Consider the following 18583-nt stretch of genomic DNA (forward strand, 5'->3'; position numbering starts at 1 on the left):
GGCGGTGCGTCTTGGTGATGGTGGTCCGCGCGAATGAACGCTATGATCGCGCCATGCTTGATCTTCAGTCGCGCCCGAAATGCAGTGAATGCCCGATCCGCCACCGCGCCGTTTGTGCGCGGTGCGATGATGATGAACTGCTGATGCTGGAGCAAATCAAGACCTATCGGTCGTTCAAGGCGGGTGATCCGATGCTTTGGCGGGGCGACGGGCTGACCTATGTCGCGTCGGTCGTGTCGGGCGTCGCGAGCCTTGGCAAAACGATGGAAGACGGGCGCACCCAGATGGTCGGGCTGCTTTTCCCGTCGGATTTCATCGGCCGTCCGGGCCGCGCGGCGATTGATTTCGACGTGGTCGCCGTTACTGATGTGACGCTGTGCTGCTTCCAGCGCAAACCCTTCGAGGCGCTGATCGAAACCACGCCGCATATCGCCCAAAGGCTGATGGAGATGGCCCTCGATGAACTGGACGCGGCGCGTGACTGGATGCTGTTGCTGGGCCGCAAAACCGCGCGCGAAAAGATCGCGACCTTCATTGAAATGCTGGCGCGGCGGCAGCAATTGGCCAATGCGGATACCCCTGGGCAAGAGCTGGTCTTGCCTCTCACACGGTACGAGATCGCCAACTATCTGGGGCTTACGCTTGAAACGGTCAGCCGCCAGCTTGGCGCGATGAAGAAAGAGGGTATCCTGAGCTTTGTCGACCGTCGCCGATTCCGCGTGGCCGATGTGGACGCGCTGCATGCGGCCTCGGGCGACGACTGCGACTAGGGAAATATTCCCTTTGATTTGATCTGTATCAACGACGCAGGGCACCCCAAGGCGTTCCCTGTCTGCACCTTCATAGGAGAGTGCAGCATGTACAAGAATATCCTGATCCCCGTTGTTTTCGAGACCCCCGAGATCACCCAGACCGCCTTTGATGCGGCGCAGGCGCTGGCGGCACCGGACGCCAGATTGACCCTGCTGCATGTGATAGAGGCAGTGCCGGTCTATGTCGCCGAATACATCCCCACCGACGTCGTGACCTCCACCCGCGAGGCGGTACAGGCGCGGCTGGATGCGCTGGCGCTAAGCTTGCCGGGGGCCGCGACAGCGATTGCGGACGGGCGCGCCGGGCCACGGGCGACACGCTGGGCCGAGGAAAACGGGACCGACTGTATCGTGATCGCGTCGCATCAGCCCGCGTTGTCTGACATCCTGCTGGGGTCGGTCGGGCAATATGTGGTGCGTCACGCCAAATGCGCGGTGCATGTGGTCAGATAGGTCGGGGCACCGCCAACGGGCTATTGCAGCCCGAGTATGCCATCAGCGGTGGCGGCAACACGGGCGAATGCGGCGCGGTCTTTACGTGCGATCAGCCATAGGTCGTGAAACCGCCGTTGGGGCAGGGTATGCACCGCCAGTGCGTCGCGGTGCGCAAACCCCTCCACCCCCGACCGCGGCAGGATGGTATAGCCCAGTCCTTGGGCCACGGGCAGGGGGATTTGCCCGATCTGGTTGATAAAACTGCGCAGCCGCAAATGCTCTGCCCCGCGGTAGTCATCAAAGTTGCGCCCGAGAAGATCATCGGCATAGGCATTGCCATCGGGATGCGCGATGAACCCCAAGTCATCAAGCTTCTGCAGTGTCAGATCCGTCGCGTTAAAGGTGGCGGGCAGCACGAGGCAAAGTTCCTCTTGCGACAGGGGCGTGGCCTGAGCACGGGGCATATCGGGCACCGCAGTCACCACGCCCAGATCAAGCGTCCCTGCCAGTATATCAGCCAGAATACGCGCCTGCGGCGCGGCGCTGAGGTGCATTTCCAGCTTCGGGGCCTGCTGCATCCGCGCGATCAGATGCGGATACAGCCGTAACGCAAAGCTGCCAGAGCAGCCGATCCTCACCGTGCCTGACAAGGGATCATCGCGCTGCATCCTTTCGCGCAAGGCGCGCTCCTCTGTCCGGCGGGCACGCCCGATCGACAGCAGCTCTTCTCCGGCGGGGGTGAGGGTAAAGGACTTTCCCTCGCGCAGGATCAACGGCTGGCCGACCTGTTGTTCCAACTTGCGGATATGCTGCGATACCCCCGGCTGGGTCATGGCCAGCCGGTCTGCGGTGCGGGTGAAATGCCCGATGTCACATAGGGTCGTGAACGTTTCGAGCCATGAGGCGTTTAGCACGCGGACCATTCCGTAAAGTTATCAATTTAATTCCATATGATAATTTTATGTTTGCGCGCGGTCCACCTAAATCACGGGGTATCACAGAACAAAGGATAGACCATGACACCGACACCACGCAGTTTCTCTCATATCGGGCTTTCCGTGCCGGATCTGGACCAAGCCGTAAAATTCTACGCCGACGTGCTGGGGTTCTACGTTATCATGCAACCGACAGAGATTGTCGAAGACGGCAGCGATATCGGGCAGATGTGTACCGATGTCTTTGGCGAAGGCTGGGGCCGCCTGCGTATCGCGCATCTTGCCACGGCAGACCGTATCGGGATCGAGTTGTTCGAATTTGACGGCAACCACGCGCCCGCAGACCCGCTGAATTTCCGCCAGCACGGCACGTTCCATTTCGCCATTCAGGATCCCAACCTCGAAGACCTGCTGGCCAAGATTGTCGCGGCAGGGGGCAAACAGCGGATGCCGGTGCGCGAATACTTCCCCGACGATAAACCCTATCGGATGGTATATGTCGAAGACCCCTTTGGCATCGTGTTCGAGCTGTACAGCCACAGCTACGAGCTGACCTATTCCGCCGGAGCCTATAGCTAAACTCAAGTCTGTTCTGCGGGCGAATGCAGGGCTTTCGCCCGCAGTCATAAGCGCAAGATATGTCAAATAATGCAGGTCGGCGGGAACCCTCCTGCGCGGGAAGGCGGTTTTGTTGTCATAGCAACATCACGAAAGGTCTTCTCATGTCATACTGGCGCTTCTTTGCAATGATCATCACCTCTACCGTGGTGATGTTCGGCTTAATGTATCTGAACACCTACGCAATCGATCACGTGTTCTTTAGCGAAACCCGCAGCTATATGGCACTGTATATGGGCGCGGTGATGGCGGTCATCATGCTGGCGTTCATGCTGGGGATGTACAGCAACCGTGGCGTGAATATCGCGATTTTTGCAGGCAGCGCGCTGGTTTTTGCGGTGTCGCTGTTTCTGGTGCGTAGCCAGTCCACGATCGATGACACGGCGTGGATGCGTGCGATGATCCCGCACCATTCCATCGCGATCCTGACGAGCGAGCGTGCCAATATCTCGGACCCGCGGGTGCGCAAGCTGGCGGATGATATCATCGAAGCGCAACGGCTTGAGATCGACGAGATGAAGGCCCTGATCGCGGATCTTGAAGGCGGGCCAGCCGCAACACCAGAAATCGACGGGAAGTGAGGACGCAATGACGCAACAGCAGACACAACCGGCAAAACTCTACCGTATGGTGATGCCTGACCATACCTGTCCCTACGGTCTGAAATCGAAAGACCTGCTGGAGCGTCAGGGCTTCGAGGTCGAGGATCATCACCTGACAACGCGCGAAGAGACAGACGCGTTCAAGGCGGAGCATGATGTCGAAACGACGCCGCAGAGCTTTATCGGCGGGGAACGGATCGGCGGCTATGACGATCTGAGGGTCTATTTTGGATTGGACAAACCCAAGGACCAGCAATCTGACACGTCGTACCAGCCGGTGATCGCCATCTTTTCGGTCGCCGTTCTGATGGCGCTTGGCCTGTCGTGGTTTGCCTTCGAAAGCATCTTTACCGTGCAGGCGTTCCAGTGGTTTATCTCGATCTCCATGTGTTTCCTCGCCGTGCAGAAGTTGCAGGATATCGAGAGTTTCTCGACCATGTTCCTGAACTATGACCTGCTGGCAAAACGCTGGGTGCCCTACGGCAAGATCTACCCGTTCGGAGAGGCCTTTGCAGGCATCGCCATGACCGCAGGGGCGCTCCTGTGGCTGGCAGCACCGATCGCGATCGTGATCGGTGGCATCGGGGCGATCTCGGTGATCAAGGCGGTCTATATCGACAAACGCGAGCTGAAATGCGCCTGCGTGGGCGGCAGTAGCAATGTGCCGCTTGGCTTTGTGTCCCTGACCGAGAACGTGATGATGCTGGGCATGGGGCTTTGGATGCTGGTACGCCTCTTCGGGTGATCTTTTGGCACCTGCTCAGCGGGCTTAGTGCCTATTCCTATTGCAAATCCCCCCGCGCCGCATCCGCGGTACGGGGGGATTTTTGTTCGTTTGGGGCGCGGGAAACACCCCCTTCCGTGCCTGACCATAAGCGCCGCCTTAGGGGGCGATCCGCACCTCAAAGGACACAGACCCCGTTGCACCCGGTTCATGTGATCCAGTGCAGTCCCATTGCAGCGCCCCCGCATAGCCCGCCGTATCTGCCCCGGGCGTGGTCATCGTGCAGACCACATCGCCGCCGATGGAGACGGGGCTTGGGATGGCGGATGCCAGCTCTGTGTAGGGCGGCGTGCGGTCGTGGATCACGATGTTGGTCGCGGGCAGCTCGCCTGGGTTATCGAGGAAGATGCGATATTCAAGCACATCCCCCGCGGCGGCACCGTTGCTGACGCCTTCGGGCGTGCCTTGGGTGACGTTGCGGACCGTCTTGCGCAGTTTCAGCACCCCTTCGGAGGATTCTACCCGCACCAGATCGGTGTTGCGGTCCTGCTCGGTCGCGCCGGTCGCGCCATAGGTCGTGTCGGCGACCACATCAAAGGCGATGGTTGATCCCGGTGCCGCCGCACCCGAGGCGGCGACACGAGCCACCAGACAGATACGCGTGTCAGGGGTCACGGGCAGGGCGGTGGTGATGGGGCTGGTGGCCGTCCCGTCGCAGGCGGCATCCTCGAAAAGTGCGACGGTAAAGAGCCCCGGCGCGGTGATCGACTGGATATCGGTGTCAAACACCACAGAGCCTTCTGCATCGGCAAGATATTCATGCCGCAGGGTTACCACCTGTGCCGGACGGATCGCGCTTTGCTGGCTTTCGCTCAGCCGGGCGTCCTCGATCAGGCCCACATCCAGATCAGGATAGGATGTCCCCGCCGCAGGCGTGAAGGTGAAGGTACCATCGCCGCTGGCCGGGTTGACCAGGCCGGGCAGGGCACCGGGGTTTTCGGACACGGTGAGCAAGCCGTTGTCCGGGACCACGGTGATGGTGACGTCATCGGCAAAGCCTTCGGGCAGGGTTAGGCTCCAGCTGCCATCGCTGGCAACCTGCGGCGACCCGATCAACGTGCCGCTGCTATCGGTGATCCGTACTTCGGCGGCACCAGTGTCGGCTTCCGAGGCCCCTTGCAGCGCGTCATAGGCTGTGTCGGAACCTGCACCATTGTCGATAAAGACCTTACCAGACAAGCTTGGGCCGGATCCGGCAAAACTCACGCTCACGGCGGCTTCGTCGTCATCGGCAACCCCGTCGCCCAGATCGTCCGTCAGCGGGCCCACGAGCGGATCGCTATCGGGATCCGGCAGGTCAGAAGCGATGATCTCGGCCACGTTGGTATGCTCGCCTGTGGCGTTCATCGTGACGCGCACGGTCAGGGTCTCGCTCGCGCCATTGGCCACCTCGCCGACGTCCCATGTACCGGTGTTGGCGTCATAGGTATCGGTGCCATCCGCCGGTGTGGCAGAGACAAAGGTGAACCCGTCGGGGATCAGGTCACGGACCCGCACACCGGTGGTACCGTCAGGGCCGTCGTTTGTCACGGTGAGCACGAAATCAAGCTCTGTGCCCGGGCCCGCTTGGGTCACCGGCTGGCCGCTGGTGTCGAACACGCCCTTGGCCAGGGACAGATCCGCCGTCGCCCCGCCGTTCACAAACCCGAAATCAAGGGTGCGCACGCTGCCGGCGGTGATTGATACGCCCGTCTGCGGGTTCACGGTACCGGCCACAAGCCCGGGGGGCATGTCGGGATCGGCTGCGTCGACCTCTACGCGGTAGGTCGCTGTGGCAGATAGGTCAGAGAAGAGATAGGTGCCGTTGCTGGCTGTCTCTACGCTGGTCAGGAACGTGTCATCCGCGGTGTCAGCTGTGCCATTGTCGTCGTACAGCGACACGGTCACGGCGCTGAGCACGGTTTCACCGGGCTGGTAGCTGTCCGAATAGTTGGTGTCGCGGTAGACGACGCCGGACAGGTCACCTTCGGGCGGCAGCGGGCCAAAGCGCGACGGGCAGGCGGCACCGTCGTTCAGGCCACCCTCGCCGACAGGTACCGTATTGATCAACTGCCCCCCGCCCGAGCCGGAGCCCTGAAGCCCCACATCGGCCTCATAGACCTCGTTTGTGACGTTCTGGTTGATGTACATGCGGCCGTAGAAATCGAACCACACCGCGCCATAGGAACCTGTCCAGGCGGTCGGGCCGAATTCAACCGGCGCGCGGGTGCCCGACGTACCATCCGCAGGGTCGATATAGAACAGGCGGTCAGAGGCCTCGTTGACGCCGTACAACATGCCGTCGTTCGGATTATAGGCGATGTCGGAGGGTTCAACCGCAGCCGACAGCGTGATCAGGCCCAGATCAACGGGGGCGGACGGATCGGAAAGATCCAGCAGCTGCAACGCGTTTGCCCCGTTCACACGATAGACCATCACCCCGTTGGGCAGGATGTCGCCTGCGGTGGAGCCCACCGCCGCCGACGCGGGGAGGGTCGAGACGACCTCGTAGTTGCCGGTGGAGTCCAGGCGGATCAGCTCGCGCGTTGCACTGCGCACCCCGTAGAACAACCCGTCGAGCGCATTGTAGCCCCAGCCGCCGTCATATTGCACGCCCGCAGGGGCACCGATGTCGGTCGCGGTGATGCTGTACACGCCAGCGCTTTCCGCGAAGCTAAGCCGCTGCAGCTGCGTATCCGTCTGTGTCACACGGTAGAGCGAGCCATCGCAGGTAAAGGGCACCGCCCCTGCCGAGAGGATCACTTTGTAGTCCTCGACCTCACCGTCGAAATTCAAACCATCAAAAGGGTCCGCCGCGACGGCGCTGGAGGTCGACCAGCGGATACGTGCATGGGTAAAGCCGCTGCTGATATTCGCAGGGACAGGGATGTTCAGGGTGATCTGGTTGTTGAACACCCCATCTGTATCGCCCGCGCCCCCATCACGGTAGTCGACCGCGATGTGTTCGGAGGGATCGAAGGTGCCGCTTTGGTCAAAATCGACCCAAAGCTGCAGGTTTGTGATCCCCGCGGTTACCGGAATGCCCAAGGCGAGTTGAGCGCTCAGGGTTTCATGGGTCACGATGGTCAGGGGCACGGTTGTGCCGGCCTCCAGGATGGGAAAGACGGCGATGGAATCCTCATCGTCAAAGCCCGACAGGTCATCCGCATCGGAATCGGGGCTATGCTGAGGGGTCTGTTCGGTGTCGGGTTCGCCAGCACCCAGATAGATGTCCTGGACCACGATGTGACGCGGATCGCCATAAGTCGCGGGCGCATCGCCGCGGTCGGACAGATCAGCAGCCGCAATGACCAGCGAATAATCCTCTACCTCGCCATCCACGGCAAAATCCGATGTGCTCAACCCCGTCTCGGAGCCGTAGCGGAAGCGCGCGTAGGTGGTCGATGTGGTCGCATCCGACGGCACGGTAACGTCGATCTGGATCACGCCATCGCCCGCGACATTGTCGAATTGCGTGCCGTCATCCTTGAGGTCAAGCGCGATACGCTCGCCGAGTGTCTCTTCGAACAGACCGTCGCCGTTGAAATCGATCCAGGCCTGCAGGTTACCATTGCCTGTTACGGTCACGTCGAGCGTGCTGATCGTGCCTTGGGTCAGGACGGGAAAGGTGATCCCGTCTTCGTCGTCGGTGCCGATCAGGTCATCCGCCGTTGCCGTGGCATCCGATTGTGCAACCAGTTCGATATCCGGCTCGATCAGGCCCAAATACACACCCGGAGAGGCATCAACGCCGTGGGTCGGTGTGAGGTAGCTGAGCGGTGCATCGCCAAAGTCCACACCCAGCCCGGCAAAGACCGCCACCGTGACCAACGCACGGTCACAATCTGCGGGGTCCAGCGCATCGCAGAGCTGGTATTCGATGGTGTAGACGCCAGCGGGAACGCCCGCGGGGACGATAACGCGACCGGCTTCGGCACCGGCTGTTTCCAGAATCGGCACAGGATCGCCCGTGTTCTGCGGCACGGCTTCGGTCAATACAGTCAGCGTCGCGGTCGGGAAGGCGGCGGGCAGGCCGTTGATTGTGTCATTCGACATGACTTCGCCTGCGGTGCCGCCAAGCAAAGTGTTCACTGGCGACGCGGTGTAGTCGTCGTCTTGCGCCACAATATCGGGCGAGGTGTTTGAGATTGCGCACAGCTGGATGCCGGACCCGCGCGTCGCGCTACGGTCGGATGTCCCCGTGTAGCCGTGGATAAATTCAGCTTCGACGAAGGTGTTGAATTCATACGTGGCGTAGTTGTCAAAGCTCGATTCATTCGGCTCGTCCACCCAATCAAGCGGGTTGCCTGTCTTGGCAGGATCCATCGCGATCGCGTTCGGCCCGGCCGGAAAAGACGACAAGGGCGCGGTGTTGAAGAAAGAGGTCACCGTCGGATTGGTGAGCGAGCCCACCACATCCGAAGAATCATCGCCCGTGCCGCGGCTGTCGACATCCGTTTGCTGGACAATGACACCGTTAATCCGGCTTTGGTCAATGGCCAGACCTTGCGGGTTGGCCGCTGTGGCCGTGCCATCCTGGACCAGCCGCAGACGGTAGGTGATGTATGCGTCGTCCTCTGGCGTCATGCGCGCCTCGAGGGATGTATCGAGGGTAAGCGCGGTCGCATTATTGATGCTCGTGACCTGCATGACCACATCGATCGGGTTGCCGTTGATATCGGTTGTCACGTCGTCGAACAGGAAGATGTCTGACGGGGTTACATTCGTCGGGCTGCCGGACCCTGCCAACTGGGTCGATGGCTGGCGGAAGACGGACTGAGGCGTGCAGCTTTGCGAACCGGTCTCGCCTGACAGCACGCTGCTGACGATGGACAGGGATTCAGAATTGGACTGCAACCGTGAAACAAAAGGCTGGCCGATACGGCCAATGCCCGCAACCGCGTTGCTGTCCACAGACCCCGTCAGCACATCGGCCGCCTGAATGGTGTAGTCCTCCTGACAGACGATTGTACCACCCGGGGCGACAGGCGTGGTGATCGCGGGGCAGAGCACAGGCCCCAGCAGATCGTCGTCGATCACAATGTCCTGCCCGGTGTTGAACGGCAGCGCGCCGGTGTTTGTGACCGTGTAAGTATAGGTCACAGTCTCACCCTGCGTCCCTGTGCTGGGGCTGGCGGTACGTGTCAGTGAAATGCTTTGATCCACGTTGAACGTTGCCGCACCGAACATCCCGATACCCCGCGGGGCGGGGTCATAATTGGTGAACTGGCTATAATTGCGCACGTTGCCGATCGTTTCATCATACCAGAAGGTGACCGTCGAGGTGCTGTCGGGGAAGGTCGCCCGCACGGTGCCGGTGTCATCGTTGTTCGATGTGGGCGAGGCCCCGAACCCTTCGACATAGATACATTGTGCCTGGTTCGCGCCGATGGTGCCGGTGAAGCCAGATCCGGGACCGGGGCCGACCAGAACTGCGGGGGCCGCGCTAACCGGTGCCAGCGTCGGATTGCCGTTATCGCCAAAGGCGGTCACAAAATCGCATCGGTCAGACCCGGCGTTGCTATCGCTGGCGTCAATATCCAAAATGTCGATCTGCAGATTGTCGATCGGAAAGGCGACCCCGCCCGAACTGGTGGAAATAGAGGAAGTCGTCCGCGCATCCCCGAAACGCCCGCGGTTTGGCGGCGCATCCGAAATGACCACGAGAGATTCAATATTGCCGCCAAAGATGGTCGAATCGTTGGGTGTCCCTTCGCCGCTGAAGCCGGTGTAGTTGCCTGTATGTTCAAAGGTCAGGTCAACCTCGAACCCGTATTGGTCCCGCAGGGTGCGTGTCAGTGGGCCAAGATTGCCGCCGGGCCAGTCGTAGGTGCCCCAATCAAGTTCGAACTCGCCGGCATCAGCTTGGCTAGCGCCTGTAACGACCAAAGCCGCCAAAGCGGCAGCACAATTCAGTGTTGTAAAGGTTAACTTTGAAATCGACATCAGACGGACCTCTTGTTGCGGTGTCCCAAACACCTTGTACATTGGCCGGAGACGACCTCGCCGTCTTTCCTGCCCCCCGGGATATGTCTAAAGTTCTCATACAAGGTTAACGCGAGCGACACTGCGCAGGTACAATCCCCCTGCCTTCCAGAATAGCGCCCTATACTTTCGAGAGCGTCCCACCCAGAATCGGTAGGCGGTGCGATGCGGAAAAGCCTTTAATCCATAGGCCCTTGCTCTGTTGCCGTTTGCCCGCGGATGGTGAATATGTCGGCACCAATTCTCTCGCGCCGCACGAAAGCCAGTATTTTGCAGACAATTTTCGACAAATCAGGAGCGTCTGCAGAAACTCCACCTGTTTTCGGTCACTTCGGTGAATGGGTGCAGGGGCGGTTGGGGCCGGAGGGCCCGGTGGTTCTGGTCACGATGCTGTGCCGTGCACATGGGGTGCGGGCGCGGTTTACCCGCGGGGGGGCATTGGACCTGACGCAGGGTGAACCCGCAGCGGTGAGCCTCGCGCAGCTGCGACACCTGCTAGAGGCCGCAGGGGAAAATGGGGGCAGTTTTACCTTGTCTGGTAACCTTCCTGTCGGGGTCGGGGCAGGTGCATCCACTGCCGCGCTGGTGGCTTTGGCGCGGGCTGCGGGCATTGCCGAGGACCGTTTGCCGTCGCTGTGTCTGGCGGTGGAAGGGGCCACCGATCCGTTAATGTTACCGCATCCGGACCGCGTGATCTGGGCCTCGCGGCTGGCGCAAAGCAAGGGCGCGCTGGGCGCGCCGCCACGGGCTGACATCATCGGCGGCTACTTTGGCGAGCCGATCCGGACCGATGCGGCGGATAGCGGTTTTGCGGATATTGCCGACCTGTTGCCAGCCTGGGAAAGCGCCGTGGCGCAGGGTGATTTGCCTCAGGTGGCGCGGTTGGCGCGCATCAGCGCAGACCGCACCACCGCGTTGCGCGGCCCTCTGAGCGACCCGAGCGCGATACTGGCGCAGCGGCTCGGTGCTTTGGGCTATGCGCGCGCGCACACAGGGTCCGCGCGCGCGTTCATCTTTGCGCCGGGCACTGTCCCGGATGATGCTGAACAGCTGTTGGCCGACCACGGGCTGACCGGCGCGATGCGGTTCACAACCGGAGGGGACGCATGATCGGCGCGGCGGGCATCCTGCTGGGGTTTGTGATCGAGGCGGCTTTGTCGTGGCCTGCGCCGCTTTATGCGAAAATCGGCCATCCGGTGTCCTGGATCGGCCACGCCATTCGCATGATCGAGGCGCGGTTGAATAGCGCCGATACATCGCCCGCACGGTTGCGCCTGTTGGGCGGTGTCGGGGTCTGTCTCGTGCTCGCGCTTGCGGTCTTGCCTGCGATTGTGGTTGCCGCGTTGCTGCCGTCTGGTTGGGCGGGCTACGTTGTCGGCGGGCTGCTGGCGTGGCCCTTTCTGGCACCGCGGTCGCTGTTCGACCACGTTCAGGTCGTCGCCACGCCTCTGATACAGGGCGACATTGCAGGGGCACGCTATGCCGTCTCGATGATCATCGGGCGCGATCCTGATCAGCTGGACGCTGCCGCGATTGCCCGTGCTTCTATTGAAAGCCTGGCCGAGAATGCCTCGGACGGGGTGGTGGCTCCGGTGTTTTGGGGCGTGCTGCTGGGGCTGCCGGGGCTGGTGGCCTATAAGGCAATCAACACGATGGATTCGATGATCGGGCACCGGTCCACACGCTACCGTCACTACGGGATGGTGGCTGCGCGGCTCGACGATCTGGTCAATCTGATCCCGGCGCGGGCAACGGGGCTGCTGTTCGTGATCGTGTCGGGCCAGCCACGCCGCGCCGCCGCCGTGATGCTGCGCGATGCGCGCCACCACCGGTCCCCCAATGCCGGTTGGCCCGAAGGGGCGATGGCCGGTGCGCTGAACGTGCGCCTGTCCGGCCCGCGTGTGTACGGCGCAGAGATCGCGGATGAACCCTGGCTCAATGCCGAAGGGACCGAGGCCGATGCAACCACCCTGCGACGGGCGCTGACGCTTTACCTTCGCGCCATGTTCGTATTAGCAGTCGTGTTGGCGCTGGTGGCGCTGATCTGACAGGGGCAAGCGATGCGGGACCACGGCGGCAATCTGGATGGGGCGATCAAGGCGTTCGGCGGCGACCGCGTTGATTGGATCGACCTGTCCACGGGGATCAATACGGTGCCCTATCCGGTGGGGCCGATCTCGCCAGAGGCATGGACCCGTCTGCCCGAACGCAGTGCCCTTGCCGCGCTGGAAGACGCCGCGCGGCGGGCCTATGACGCAAACTGTGCTGTTGTGCCTGTGTCAGGGGCGCAGGCGGCGATCCAGTTGGTGCCGCGCCTGATCGCGCCCGGGCAAGCCGCGATCCTGTCGCCCACCTATAACGAACATGACGCCGCATTGCGGGCCGAAGGCTGGCAGGTCACCGAAGCCACGGATCTTGCCGCGCTTGAAGGGTATGCCCTTGCCGTGGTGGTCAACCCGAACAACCCCGACGGGCAGCGCCACGCCCCTGACGCCTTGCGCGCGCTTGCCGAAACGGTCGAGCTGTTGATCGTGGATGAAAGCTTTGCCGACCCCGATCCAGAGGTGTCGCTGGTCCGCGGCGGGGCCGAACTGCCGAAAAATGTCCTTGTGATGCGGTCCTTTGGCAAGTTTTACGGGCTGGCGGGGCTGCGCTTGGGTTTTGTGCTGGCGGCAGAGCCTTTGGCCGAAAGGCTGCGCGCGATGACGGGGCCATGGCCCGTTTCCGGCATGGCGATAGAGGTCGCCTTGCGCGCGCTGAATGATACTGAATGGGCGGCACAGACCACCGCGCGCTTGCAAGGCGAGGCGGCGCAATTGGATGCGATGGCGGCGCGGGCAGGGTGGGGGCTGGTAGGCGGCACCCCGCTGTTTCGCACCTACGCGACGCCGGATGCCACGGCTGCGCAAAACGCCTTGGCCGCACATCACATCTGGTCGCGGATCTTCCCCTATTCCGACAGCTGGATCCGTCTGGGCCTGCCCGGACCGGCCGGTGATTGGGCCCGGTTAGAGACCGCGTTGAAAGACGGCGCGTGATCCGTCGCATCACAATGAGAGGGCGGCGGGTGCTGCTGGGGCTGGTGGCCGCCCTGATAGCCGCCCTGATAGCCGTCACTTCAGCCAGCGCCGCAGACCTGCCCCGTGTGGTGTCGATGAACCTGTGCACGGACCAGATGGTACTGCTGCTGGCGGACCCAGATCAAATCACCTCTCTCAGCCGATTGGCGCGCGATCCGCGATCGTCGTCCCTAGCGCAGGAAGCATCGGCACATCCGCAGAACGCGGGGGGTGCAGAAGAGATATATCTCTCCGCGCCGGATCTGGTGTTGGCGGGGCAATACTCCGACAAAGCGACCCTCGCGATGCTGCGCCACCTTGGCCTGCGGGTAGAGCAGATGCCGACCACCAAGGCGCTTGACGATATTCCCGCGCAGATCCGGTGGATGGGCGACCTCTTGCAACAGCCCGCGCGGGCAGAGGCGATGGCTCGCGACGTCGAACAGACATTGGCCGCACAGCCCGCACTCGCCTCCGATGCCCCTGTTGCGGCGTTCTATTACCCGAACGGCTATTCGCTGGGGGTGGATACTTTGGGCCACGACATCGTGACCACCGGCGGACTGCGCAACCTCTCGCAGAAACTCGGACGCCGGAACAGCGGGCGTCTGGCGCTGGAAGAACTGGTGATGAATGCCCCCGATGTTTTGGTCACCACGACACCCTATCCCGGAGGTTCCCGATCCGAAGAGATCATGCTACATCCTGCGCTCGCACAATACGCCAAGACCGGCCGGATGGTGTATAGCTCGCCCGATTGGGTCTGCGGCACGCCGCTGGCGTTGCGGGCGGTGCAAGACGTACGCAGGGCAGGCAACCAGATACGCCACGAGGAGAGATAACAGATGACCGACAGCACCCCAGACCAGAACAAGCGCCACGCCGAAAAGATGGCGAAGGTCCAGACTGCCCGCGCCAAGATGATGGCGGAAAAGACCGTGACCAAGGGGTTGATCATCGTCCACACCGGGCCCGGCAAGGGTAAAAGCAGCTCTGCCTTCGGGATGATCATGCGCTGCATCGGGCACGGGTTCCCCTGCGCGCTGGTGCAGTTCATCAAGGGCGCACGGGTGTCGGCGGACCGTCAACTGCTTGAGGACCGCTTTAGCGACATCTGTCAGGTCTATGTGATGGGCGAGGGCTTTACCTGGGACACGCAAGATCGCGAACGCGACATCGCCGCCGCCGGGCGCGCATGGGAAAAAGCCAAAGAGCTGATCCGCGATCCCAACAATCGCATGGTGCTGCTCGACGAGCTCAACATCGCGCTGCGCTATGGCTATATCGACGTGCAGGATGTGGTCGATTTCCTGCAGGCCGAGAAGCCGCATATGACCCATGTGGTGATCACCGGCCGCAACGCGCCCGACGCCTTGATCGAGATTGCGGATCTGGTGACCGAGATGAAGGAAATCAAACATCCTTTCCGCAAACAGGGTATCGCCGCACAGGCCGGTGTGGAATTCTGATCGCCACCGGGGCAGGGCATTCGCCCGCGCCCCGCTTGGCAAAGGGCGGATATCATGGACAAGATCACGCTGGTCACCGGCGGAGCAAAATCGGGCAAGAGCCTTTTTGCCGAAAACCACCTACGCGCCTACGGGCTGCCGCTGGTCTATATTGCCACCAGCCAGGCCTTCGACCCCGAGATGGAGGACCGCATCGCCGCACATAGGGTGCAACGCGGTGACGGTTGGGACACGGTGGAGGAGCCCCTTGATCTATGCGGCGCGCTGATGCGCACCGATGGGGCGGGCGCGCGGCTGGTCGATTGCATGACGCTGTGGCTGTCCAACGTGATGCATGCCGAACGCGACTGGCAGGCGGAGCTTGAAAAAGTGCTGGACAGCTTGCGCACACAGTCCTCTCCGGTGGTGCTGGTCACGAATGAGGTGGGCGGGGGCATCGTGCCGATGTCCGCGCTGGCACGGCGCTACCGCGATGCCTCGGGCCTGATGAACCAGCGCGTTGCAGCGGTGGCGGGGCATGTCGTGTTGGTCAGCTGTGGTCTGCCCCTGACGCTGAAGGGTAGTGCGCAGGCTCCGGCCTCGCTTGCCTGACCCATGATCCCGACATACGATAGATTTCCAAACGAAAGAGACCCCTTTGCATGGCGCATGTGACTTTTCCCCTGACTTCCCTGTCCGACCTTGACGCGCTGACCCGCGATTTGCCTCAGGTTGATTCCGTCGCCCAAGACGCCGCGCGCGACCGGCAGAATGCGCTGACCAAACCGCCCGGATCACTGGGCCGGCTGGAGGAACTGGCGGTGTTCATGGCGGGGTGGCAGCAACAGGCGGTGCCGCAGATCGACATGGCGCAGGCCCTCGTCTTTGCCGGTAACCACGGGATCTGCGCGCAGGGGGTGAACCCTTTCCCGCAAGAGGTGACGGCCCAGATGGTGCAGAACTTCAAGGCGGGGGGCGCTGCGATCAACCAGTTGTGCCGCACCAATGACGCGCAGCTGTCGGTGATTGATCTGGACCTTGACCGCCCCACTGCCGATTTCACGCAAGCCCCCGCGATGACCGAGGCGGATTGTGTCGCGGCCCTTAACGCAGGGGCGGCGGCGCTGCACCCCGCGGCCAGTGTCTTGATCCTGGGCGAAATGGGAATCGGTAATTCGACCGTCGCCGCAGCGCTGACGGCGGCGGTCTTTGGTGGGGCTGTGCAAGATTGGGTCGGGCGCGGCACCGGTTCGGACGACGAAGGTCTGCGCCGCAAGGTCGACGCTATCACCCGCGGACTTGCCCGCCACGCCACCACCCCGCAAGACGGGGCGTCTATCCTGATGACCTTGGGCGGGCGCGAGCAGGCGGCGATCTGCGGCGCGGTGCTGGCCGCACGGCAACGGCGTATTCCGGTGATCCTTGACGGGTTCATCTGCACCGCCTCTGTCGCACCGCTTTTCGCGCTGGCCCCTGCGGCGCTGGACCATTGTCTGATCGGGCACCTGAGCGTCGAGCCCGGGCATAAACGTCTGCTGGATGCGATCGGCAAGACGGCCGTGCTCGATTTCGACATGCGTTTGGGCGAAGGATCGGGCGCCGCGCTGGCGCTTGGTATCCTGCGCTCGGCGCTGGCGTGCCACAGCGGCATGGCGACCTTTGCCGAAGCCGGCGTGGCGGACGGCTGATGCTGCGCGCCCGGGTGGCAGAGGCGCGGCTGGCGATGCTGCTGCTGACCCGTATCCCCGTGGGATATCTGCGCGATCCGATCCCCGCGACAGGAGCCTCGGCCTGGGGCTGGCCTTTGGCGGGGGCGGTCGCGATGCTGCCTGCCGCTCTGATCTACTGGGCGCTGCACGCGGCGGGCTTTGGCCCGACGGTTGCGGCCCTTGGTCTGATCTTTGCCACGACACTGCTGACCGGCGCGATGCACGAAGACGGGCTGGCCGATATGGCCGACGGGTTCGGCGGCGGGCAGACCCGCGCGCGCAAGCTCGAGATTATGCGCGACAGCCGCATTGGCAGCTACGGGGTGATGGCCCTGATCCTGACGGTGGCGCTGCAGGTGGCGCTGATCACACGGCTGGATCATCCTGCACTGGTCGTGCCTGCCGCGCTTGGTCTGTCGATGGCCAGCCGCGCGATGCTGCCGTTCTGGCTGGCGCGGATGCCTGCCGCGCGGGCCGACGGGCTGGGGCACGGCGCGGCGCAGGTGCCGGCGACTTGCGTCTATATCGCGGTCGCCTTTGGCTTGATCGGGCTGCTGCCCTTAGGCTTTGGCGCGGCGGCGGTGATCTTTGCGGGGGTCGTCGTGGCCACCGCGCTGGTGGCGGCGCTGGCGCTGCGGCAAATCGGCGGGCAGACCGGCGACGTGATCGGCGCGATGCAGAAACTGGCCGAACTGGCGGGCTGGGGCGTCACCGTCTATCTCTTTGCCTGACGCGTCCGAGCCGCGCGCCCCCTTTGACCGGCCGCAAATCCGATGTAGCAAGGCCCCATGTCGAAAAAGACCCTGAACACCGCAAATCTTGCCGCCCTCGGGGCGGAGCGGCTGGCCGAACTGTTGATCGAGGTCAGCACCGGCAGCGCCGATATGAAACGCCGTCTGCGGCTTGAGTTGAGCCACAACCTAGGCCCTGCTGAACTGGCGCGTGATGTGCGCAAACGGCTGGTCACGATACGGCGGGCCAAAAGCTACGTCGGGTGGCGCAAGCGGACGGCGCTGATCAAAGACCTGCGTACCCAATCCGCGATGATCATCGACAAGATCGCCCCAGACGCCCCCGCCGACGCCTTCGACCTGCTGTGGGAGTTTCTAGCGCTTGCCCCTTCGATCATGGATCGGGTGGACGACAGCAAGGGGGACGTGGGGGCCGTCTTTGCCGATGCGCTTGCTGAGATCAGCCAGATTGCCGCCCGCGCCCCGCTGGACCCGATCGCGCTGGCGGAACGCACGTGGGAGGCGGTGCAGGGGAATACGGATGGCGCTTTTGACGGGATTATCACGCGCATGGCCCCGTCCTTGGGCGACAGCGGGCTCGCACATCTGAAGGAGCTGATCCAGATATTCGAGGCCGCGCCGCTGGACGCGACAGAGGATCACCCCGCCTTGCAATTCCTGCGTGAGCTGCGCGGGCGCAATGCAAACTACGCCGCGCAACGCAAGAAACGCTTTGTCCAGATGCACCTGCGCGAGGTGGCCTTGGCGCAGGGCGATACGCAGACCTACATCTCGCTGTTCTCTCCCAGCGATGTGGCGCGGCCCACCGTCGCGGTCGAGGTGGCGGCGCTCTGGTCGGCTGCTGGCAATCACAATGCCGCGCTTGATGTTCTTGAGGGCGCGCGCCCCAAGGGGAAAGAGGCGGGGCGGCAGGCGTGGGACGCGGCCTATATCCACGCGCTGATCGCATCGGGGCGCGAGGACGAGGCGCAAGCCCACCGCTGGCGCTGTTTTACCGAAACGCTCGACCCAGAGATGCTGCGGGCGCACCTCAAACAGCTCCCGGATTTCGATGATCTTGAGGTAGAGGAAGCCGCCAAGGCCCATGCGGCCACGTTCAAGGATCTCAACGCGGCGATCGCCTTTTTCCTCGCGTGGCCCGACCTGCGCGGGCTTGCAGCGATGATCGAGGCGCGCGCCGAGACGTTGAACGGCACCCATGTCGCCCCACTCTCTGGTGCCGCCGATGCGCTGCGGGCGCGCCATCCCTTGGCGGCAGCGCTGTGTTGGCGCGCCATTATCGAAGCCGCGCTGTGGGAAAGCGCCAAGTCTCGCTACGCGCAGGCGGCAGATCATCTGATGGATTGCGCCGCCGCGGATATCGAGATCGAGGATTACGGAGCTTTCGAAAGCCACGACGCCTTTGTCCGGCGCTTGCGCAAAGGCTATGCCCATAAAGCGGGGTTCTGGACGCGGGTAACCTGAT

16 protein-coding genes are annotated in these 18583 nt (G+C 62.8%); 14 read left to right on the forward strand and 2 right to left on the reverse strand.

Features of this window, described 5'->3' with window-relative positions:
* Positions 1-17 precede the first annotated feature (17 nt).
* Positions 18-770, forward strand: coding sequence for a transcriptional regulator FnrL (fnrL, locus tag EE36_RS10830; RefSeq protein WP_005852166.1), 753 nt, complete (start codon positions 18-20; stop codon positions 768-770).
* A gap of 87 nt (positions 771-857) precedes the next feature.
* Positions 858-1265 carry a universal stress protein gene (locus tag EE36_RS10835; protein ID WP_005852168.1) on the forward strand — a complete coding sequence of 136 codons (408 nt, stop codon included), beginning with the start codon at positions 858-860 and terminating at the stop codon, positions 1263-1265.
* A 20-nt stretch (positions 1266-1285) separates the two neighbouring features.
* Here the strand turns inward: EE36_RS10835 and EE36_RS10840 are convergent, their stop codons facing one another.
* The gene (locus EE36_RS10840) at positions 1286-2170 is read right to left on the reverse strand and encodes a LysR family transcriptional regulator (protein WP_005852170.1); all 885 of its coding nucleotides are present in this window, start codon (positions 2168-2170) and stop codon (positions 1286-1288) included.
* Between the two features lie 93 nt (positions 2171-2263).
* Here EE36_RS10840 and EE36_RS10845 point away from each other — a divergent pair, with 93 nt between their 5' ends.
* The 3 genes from EE36_RS10845 (at position 2264) to EE36_RS10855 (ending at position 4147) form a co-directional block, all read left to right on the forward strand.
* Positions 2264-2761 (forward strand): lactoylglutathione lyase family protein, encoded by a 498-nt coding sequence (locus tag EE36_RS10845; RefSeq protein ID WP_005852172.1) that lies wholly within the window; start codon positions 2264-2266, stop codon positions 2759-2761.
* A 143-nt stretch (positions 2762-2904) separates the two neighbouring features.
* Positions 2905-3381, forward strand: a complete 477-nt coding sequence (locus EE36_RS10850; protein WP_005852174.1) for a DUF305 domain-containing protein — start codon at positions 2905-2907, stop codon at positions 3379-3381.
* A gap of 7 nt (positions 3382-3388) precedes the next feature.
* Complete coding sequence (locus EE36_RS10855) at positions 3389-4147, forward strand: glutaredoxin family protein (protein WP_005852176.1); 759 nt, start codon at positions 3389-3391, stop codon at positions 4145-4147.
* A gap of 138 nt (positions 4148-4285) precedes the next feature.
* Here EE36_RS10855 and EE36_RS10860 read toward each other — a convergent pair whose 3' ends face one another.
* Entirely contained in the window at positions 4286-10111 is a 5826-nt protein-coding gene (locus EE36_RS10860; RefSeq protein WP_254655574.1) for a GEVED domain-containing protein, read from the reverse strand.
* Positions 10112-10378: 267 nt separating this feature from the next.
* Here EE36_RS10860 and EE36_RS10865 point away from each other — a divergent pair, with 267 nt between their 5' ends.
* Genes EE36_RS10865 through EE36_RS10905 form a run of 9 tightly spaced genes read left to right on the forward strand, consistent with a single transcriptional unit; the run spans position 10379 to position 18582 of the window.
* A complete protein-coding gene (locus EE36_RS10865; protein ID WP_254655575.1) occupies positions 10379-11260 on the forward strand; it encodes a hypothetical protein in 882 nt (293 codons plus the stop codon).
* Entirely contained in the window at positions 11257-12198 is a 942-nt protein-coding gene (gene cbiB / locus EE36_RS10870) for an adenosylcobinamide-phosphate synthase CbiB (RefSeq protein ID WP_005852181.1), read from the forward strand. The genes EE36_RS10865 and cbiB overlap by 4 nt, the downstream gene beginning before the upstream one ends.
* A gap of 12 nt (positions 12199-12210) precedes the next feature.
* The gene (cobD, locus tag EE36_RS10875) at positions 12211-13188 is read left to right on the forward strand and encodes a threonine-phosphate decarboxylase CobD (RefSeq protein ID WP_005852183.1); all 978 of its coding nucleotides are present in this window, start codon (positions 12211-12213) and stop codon (positions 13186-13188) included.
* Positions 13185-14051, forward strand: coding sequence for an ABC transporter substrate-binding protein (locus tag EE36_RS10880; RefSeq protein WP_254655576.1), 867 nt, complete (start codon positions 13185-13187; stop codon positions 14049-14051). Before cobD ends, EE36_RS10880 begins: the two co-directional genes overlap by 4 nt.
* A 3-nt stretch (positions 14052-14054) precedes the next feature.
* Positions 14055-14678, forward strand: a complete 624-nt coding sequence (gene cobO / locus EE36_RS10885) for a cob(I)yrinic acid a,c-diamide adenosyltransferase (protein ID WP_005852187.1) — start codon at positions 14055-14057, stop codon at positions 14676-14678.
* 54 nt (positions 14679-14732) lie between these two features.
* On the forward strand, positions 14733-15269 hold the full coding sequence (gene cobU / locus EE36_RS10890) for a bifunctional adenosylcobinamide kinase/adenosylcobinamide-phosphate guanylyltransferase (RefSeq protein ID WP_005852189.1): 537 nt from the start codon (positions 14733-14735) through the stop codon (positions 15267-15269).
* A gap of 50 nt (positions 15270-15319) precedes the next feature.
* Positions 15320-16345, forward strand: coding sequence for a nicotinate-nucleotide--dimethylbenzimidazole phosphoribosyltransferase (cobT, locus tag EE36_RS10895; protein WP_005852191.1), 1026 nt, complete (start codon positions 15320-15322; stop codon positions 16343-16345).
* Positions 16345-17097 (forward strand): adenosylcobinamide-GDP ribazoletransferase, encoded by a 753-nt coding sequence (locus EE36_RS10900; RefSeq protein WP_005852193.1) that lies wholly within the window; start codon positions 16345-16347, stop codon positions 17095-17097. Before cobT ends, EE36_RS10900 begins: the two co-directional genes overlap by 1 nt.
* Before the next feature lie 57 nt (positions 17098-17154).
* Entirely contained in the window at positions 17155-18582 is a 1428-nt protein-coding gene (locus tag EE36_RS10905; RefSeq protein WP_005852194.1) for a DUF6880 family protein, read from the forward strand.
* Position 18583 lies beyond the last annotated feature (1 nt).

The organism is Sulfitobacter sp. EE-36, assembly GCF_000152605.1.
Taxonomy (GTDB): Bacteria; Pseudomonadota; Alphaproteobacteria; order Rhodobacterales; family Rhodobacteraceae; genus Sulfitobacter; species Sulfitobacter pontiacus.

Excerpts from the sequence above, each read along its gene's own strand:
- EE36_RS10840 (WP_005852170.1), bottom strand. The coding sequence starts at position 2,170 with ATGGTCCGCGTGCTAAACGCCTCATGGCTCGAAACGTTCACGACCCTA.
- EE36_RS10860 (WP_254655574.1), bottom strand. The coding sequence starts at position 10,111 with ATGTCGATTTCAAAGTTAACCTTTACAACACTGAATTGTGCTGCCGCT.
- EE36_RS10835 (WP_005852168.1), top strand. The coding sequence starts at position 858 with ATGTACAAGAATATCCTGATCCCCGTTGTTTTCGAGACCCCCGAGATC.
- cobT (WP_005852191.1), top strand. The coding sequence starts at position 15,320 with ATGGCGCATGTGACTTTTCCCCTGACTTCCCTGTCCGACCTTGACGCG.
- cobD (WP_005852183.1), top strand. The coding sequence starts at position 12,211 with ATGCGGGACCACGGCGGCAATCTGGATGGGGCGATCAAGGCGTTCGGC.
- fnrL (WP_005852166.1), top strand. The coding sequence starts at position 18 with ATGGTGGTCCGCGCGAATGAACGCTATGATCGCGCCATGCTTGATCTT.
- EE36_RS10850 (WP_005852174.1), top strand. The coding sequence starts at position 2,905 with ATGTCATACTGGCGCTTCTTTGCAATGATCATCACCTCTACCGTGGTG.
- cobU (WP_005852189.1), top strand. The coding sequence starts at position 14,733 with ATGGACAAGATCACGCTGGTCACCGGCGGAGCAAAATCGGGCAAGAGC.
- EE36_RS10845 (WP_005852172.1), top strand. The coding sequence starts at position 2,264 with ATGACACCGACACCACGCAGTTTCTCTCATATCGGGCTTTCCGTGCCG.
- EE36_RS10865 (WP_254655575.1), top strand. The coding sequence starts at position 10,379 with ATGTCGGCACCAATTCTCTCGCGCCGCACGAAAGCCAGTATTTTGCAG.
- cobO (WP_005852187.1), top strand. The coding sequence starts at position 14,055 with ATGACCGACAGCACCCCAGACCAGAACAAGCGCCACGCCGAAAAGATG.
- EE36_RS10855 (WP_005852176.1), top strand. The coding sequence starts at position 3,389 with ATGACGCAACAGCAGACACAACCGGCAAAACTCTACCGTATGGTGATG.
- cbiB (WP_005852181.1), top strand. The coding sequence starts at position 11,257 with ATGATCGGCGCGGCGGGCATCCTGCTGGGGTTTGTGATCGAGGCGGCT.
- EE36_RS10905 (WP_005852194.1), top strand. The coding sequence starts at position 17,155 with ATGTCGAAAAAGACCCTGAACACCGCAAATCTTGCCGCCCTCGGGGCG.
- EE36_RS10900 (WP_005852193.1), top strand. The coding sequence starts at position 16,345 with ATGCTGCGCGCCCGGGTGGCAGAGGCGCGGCTGGCGATGCTGCTGCTG.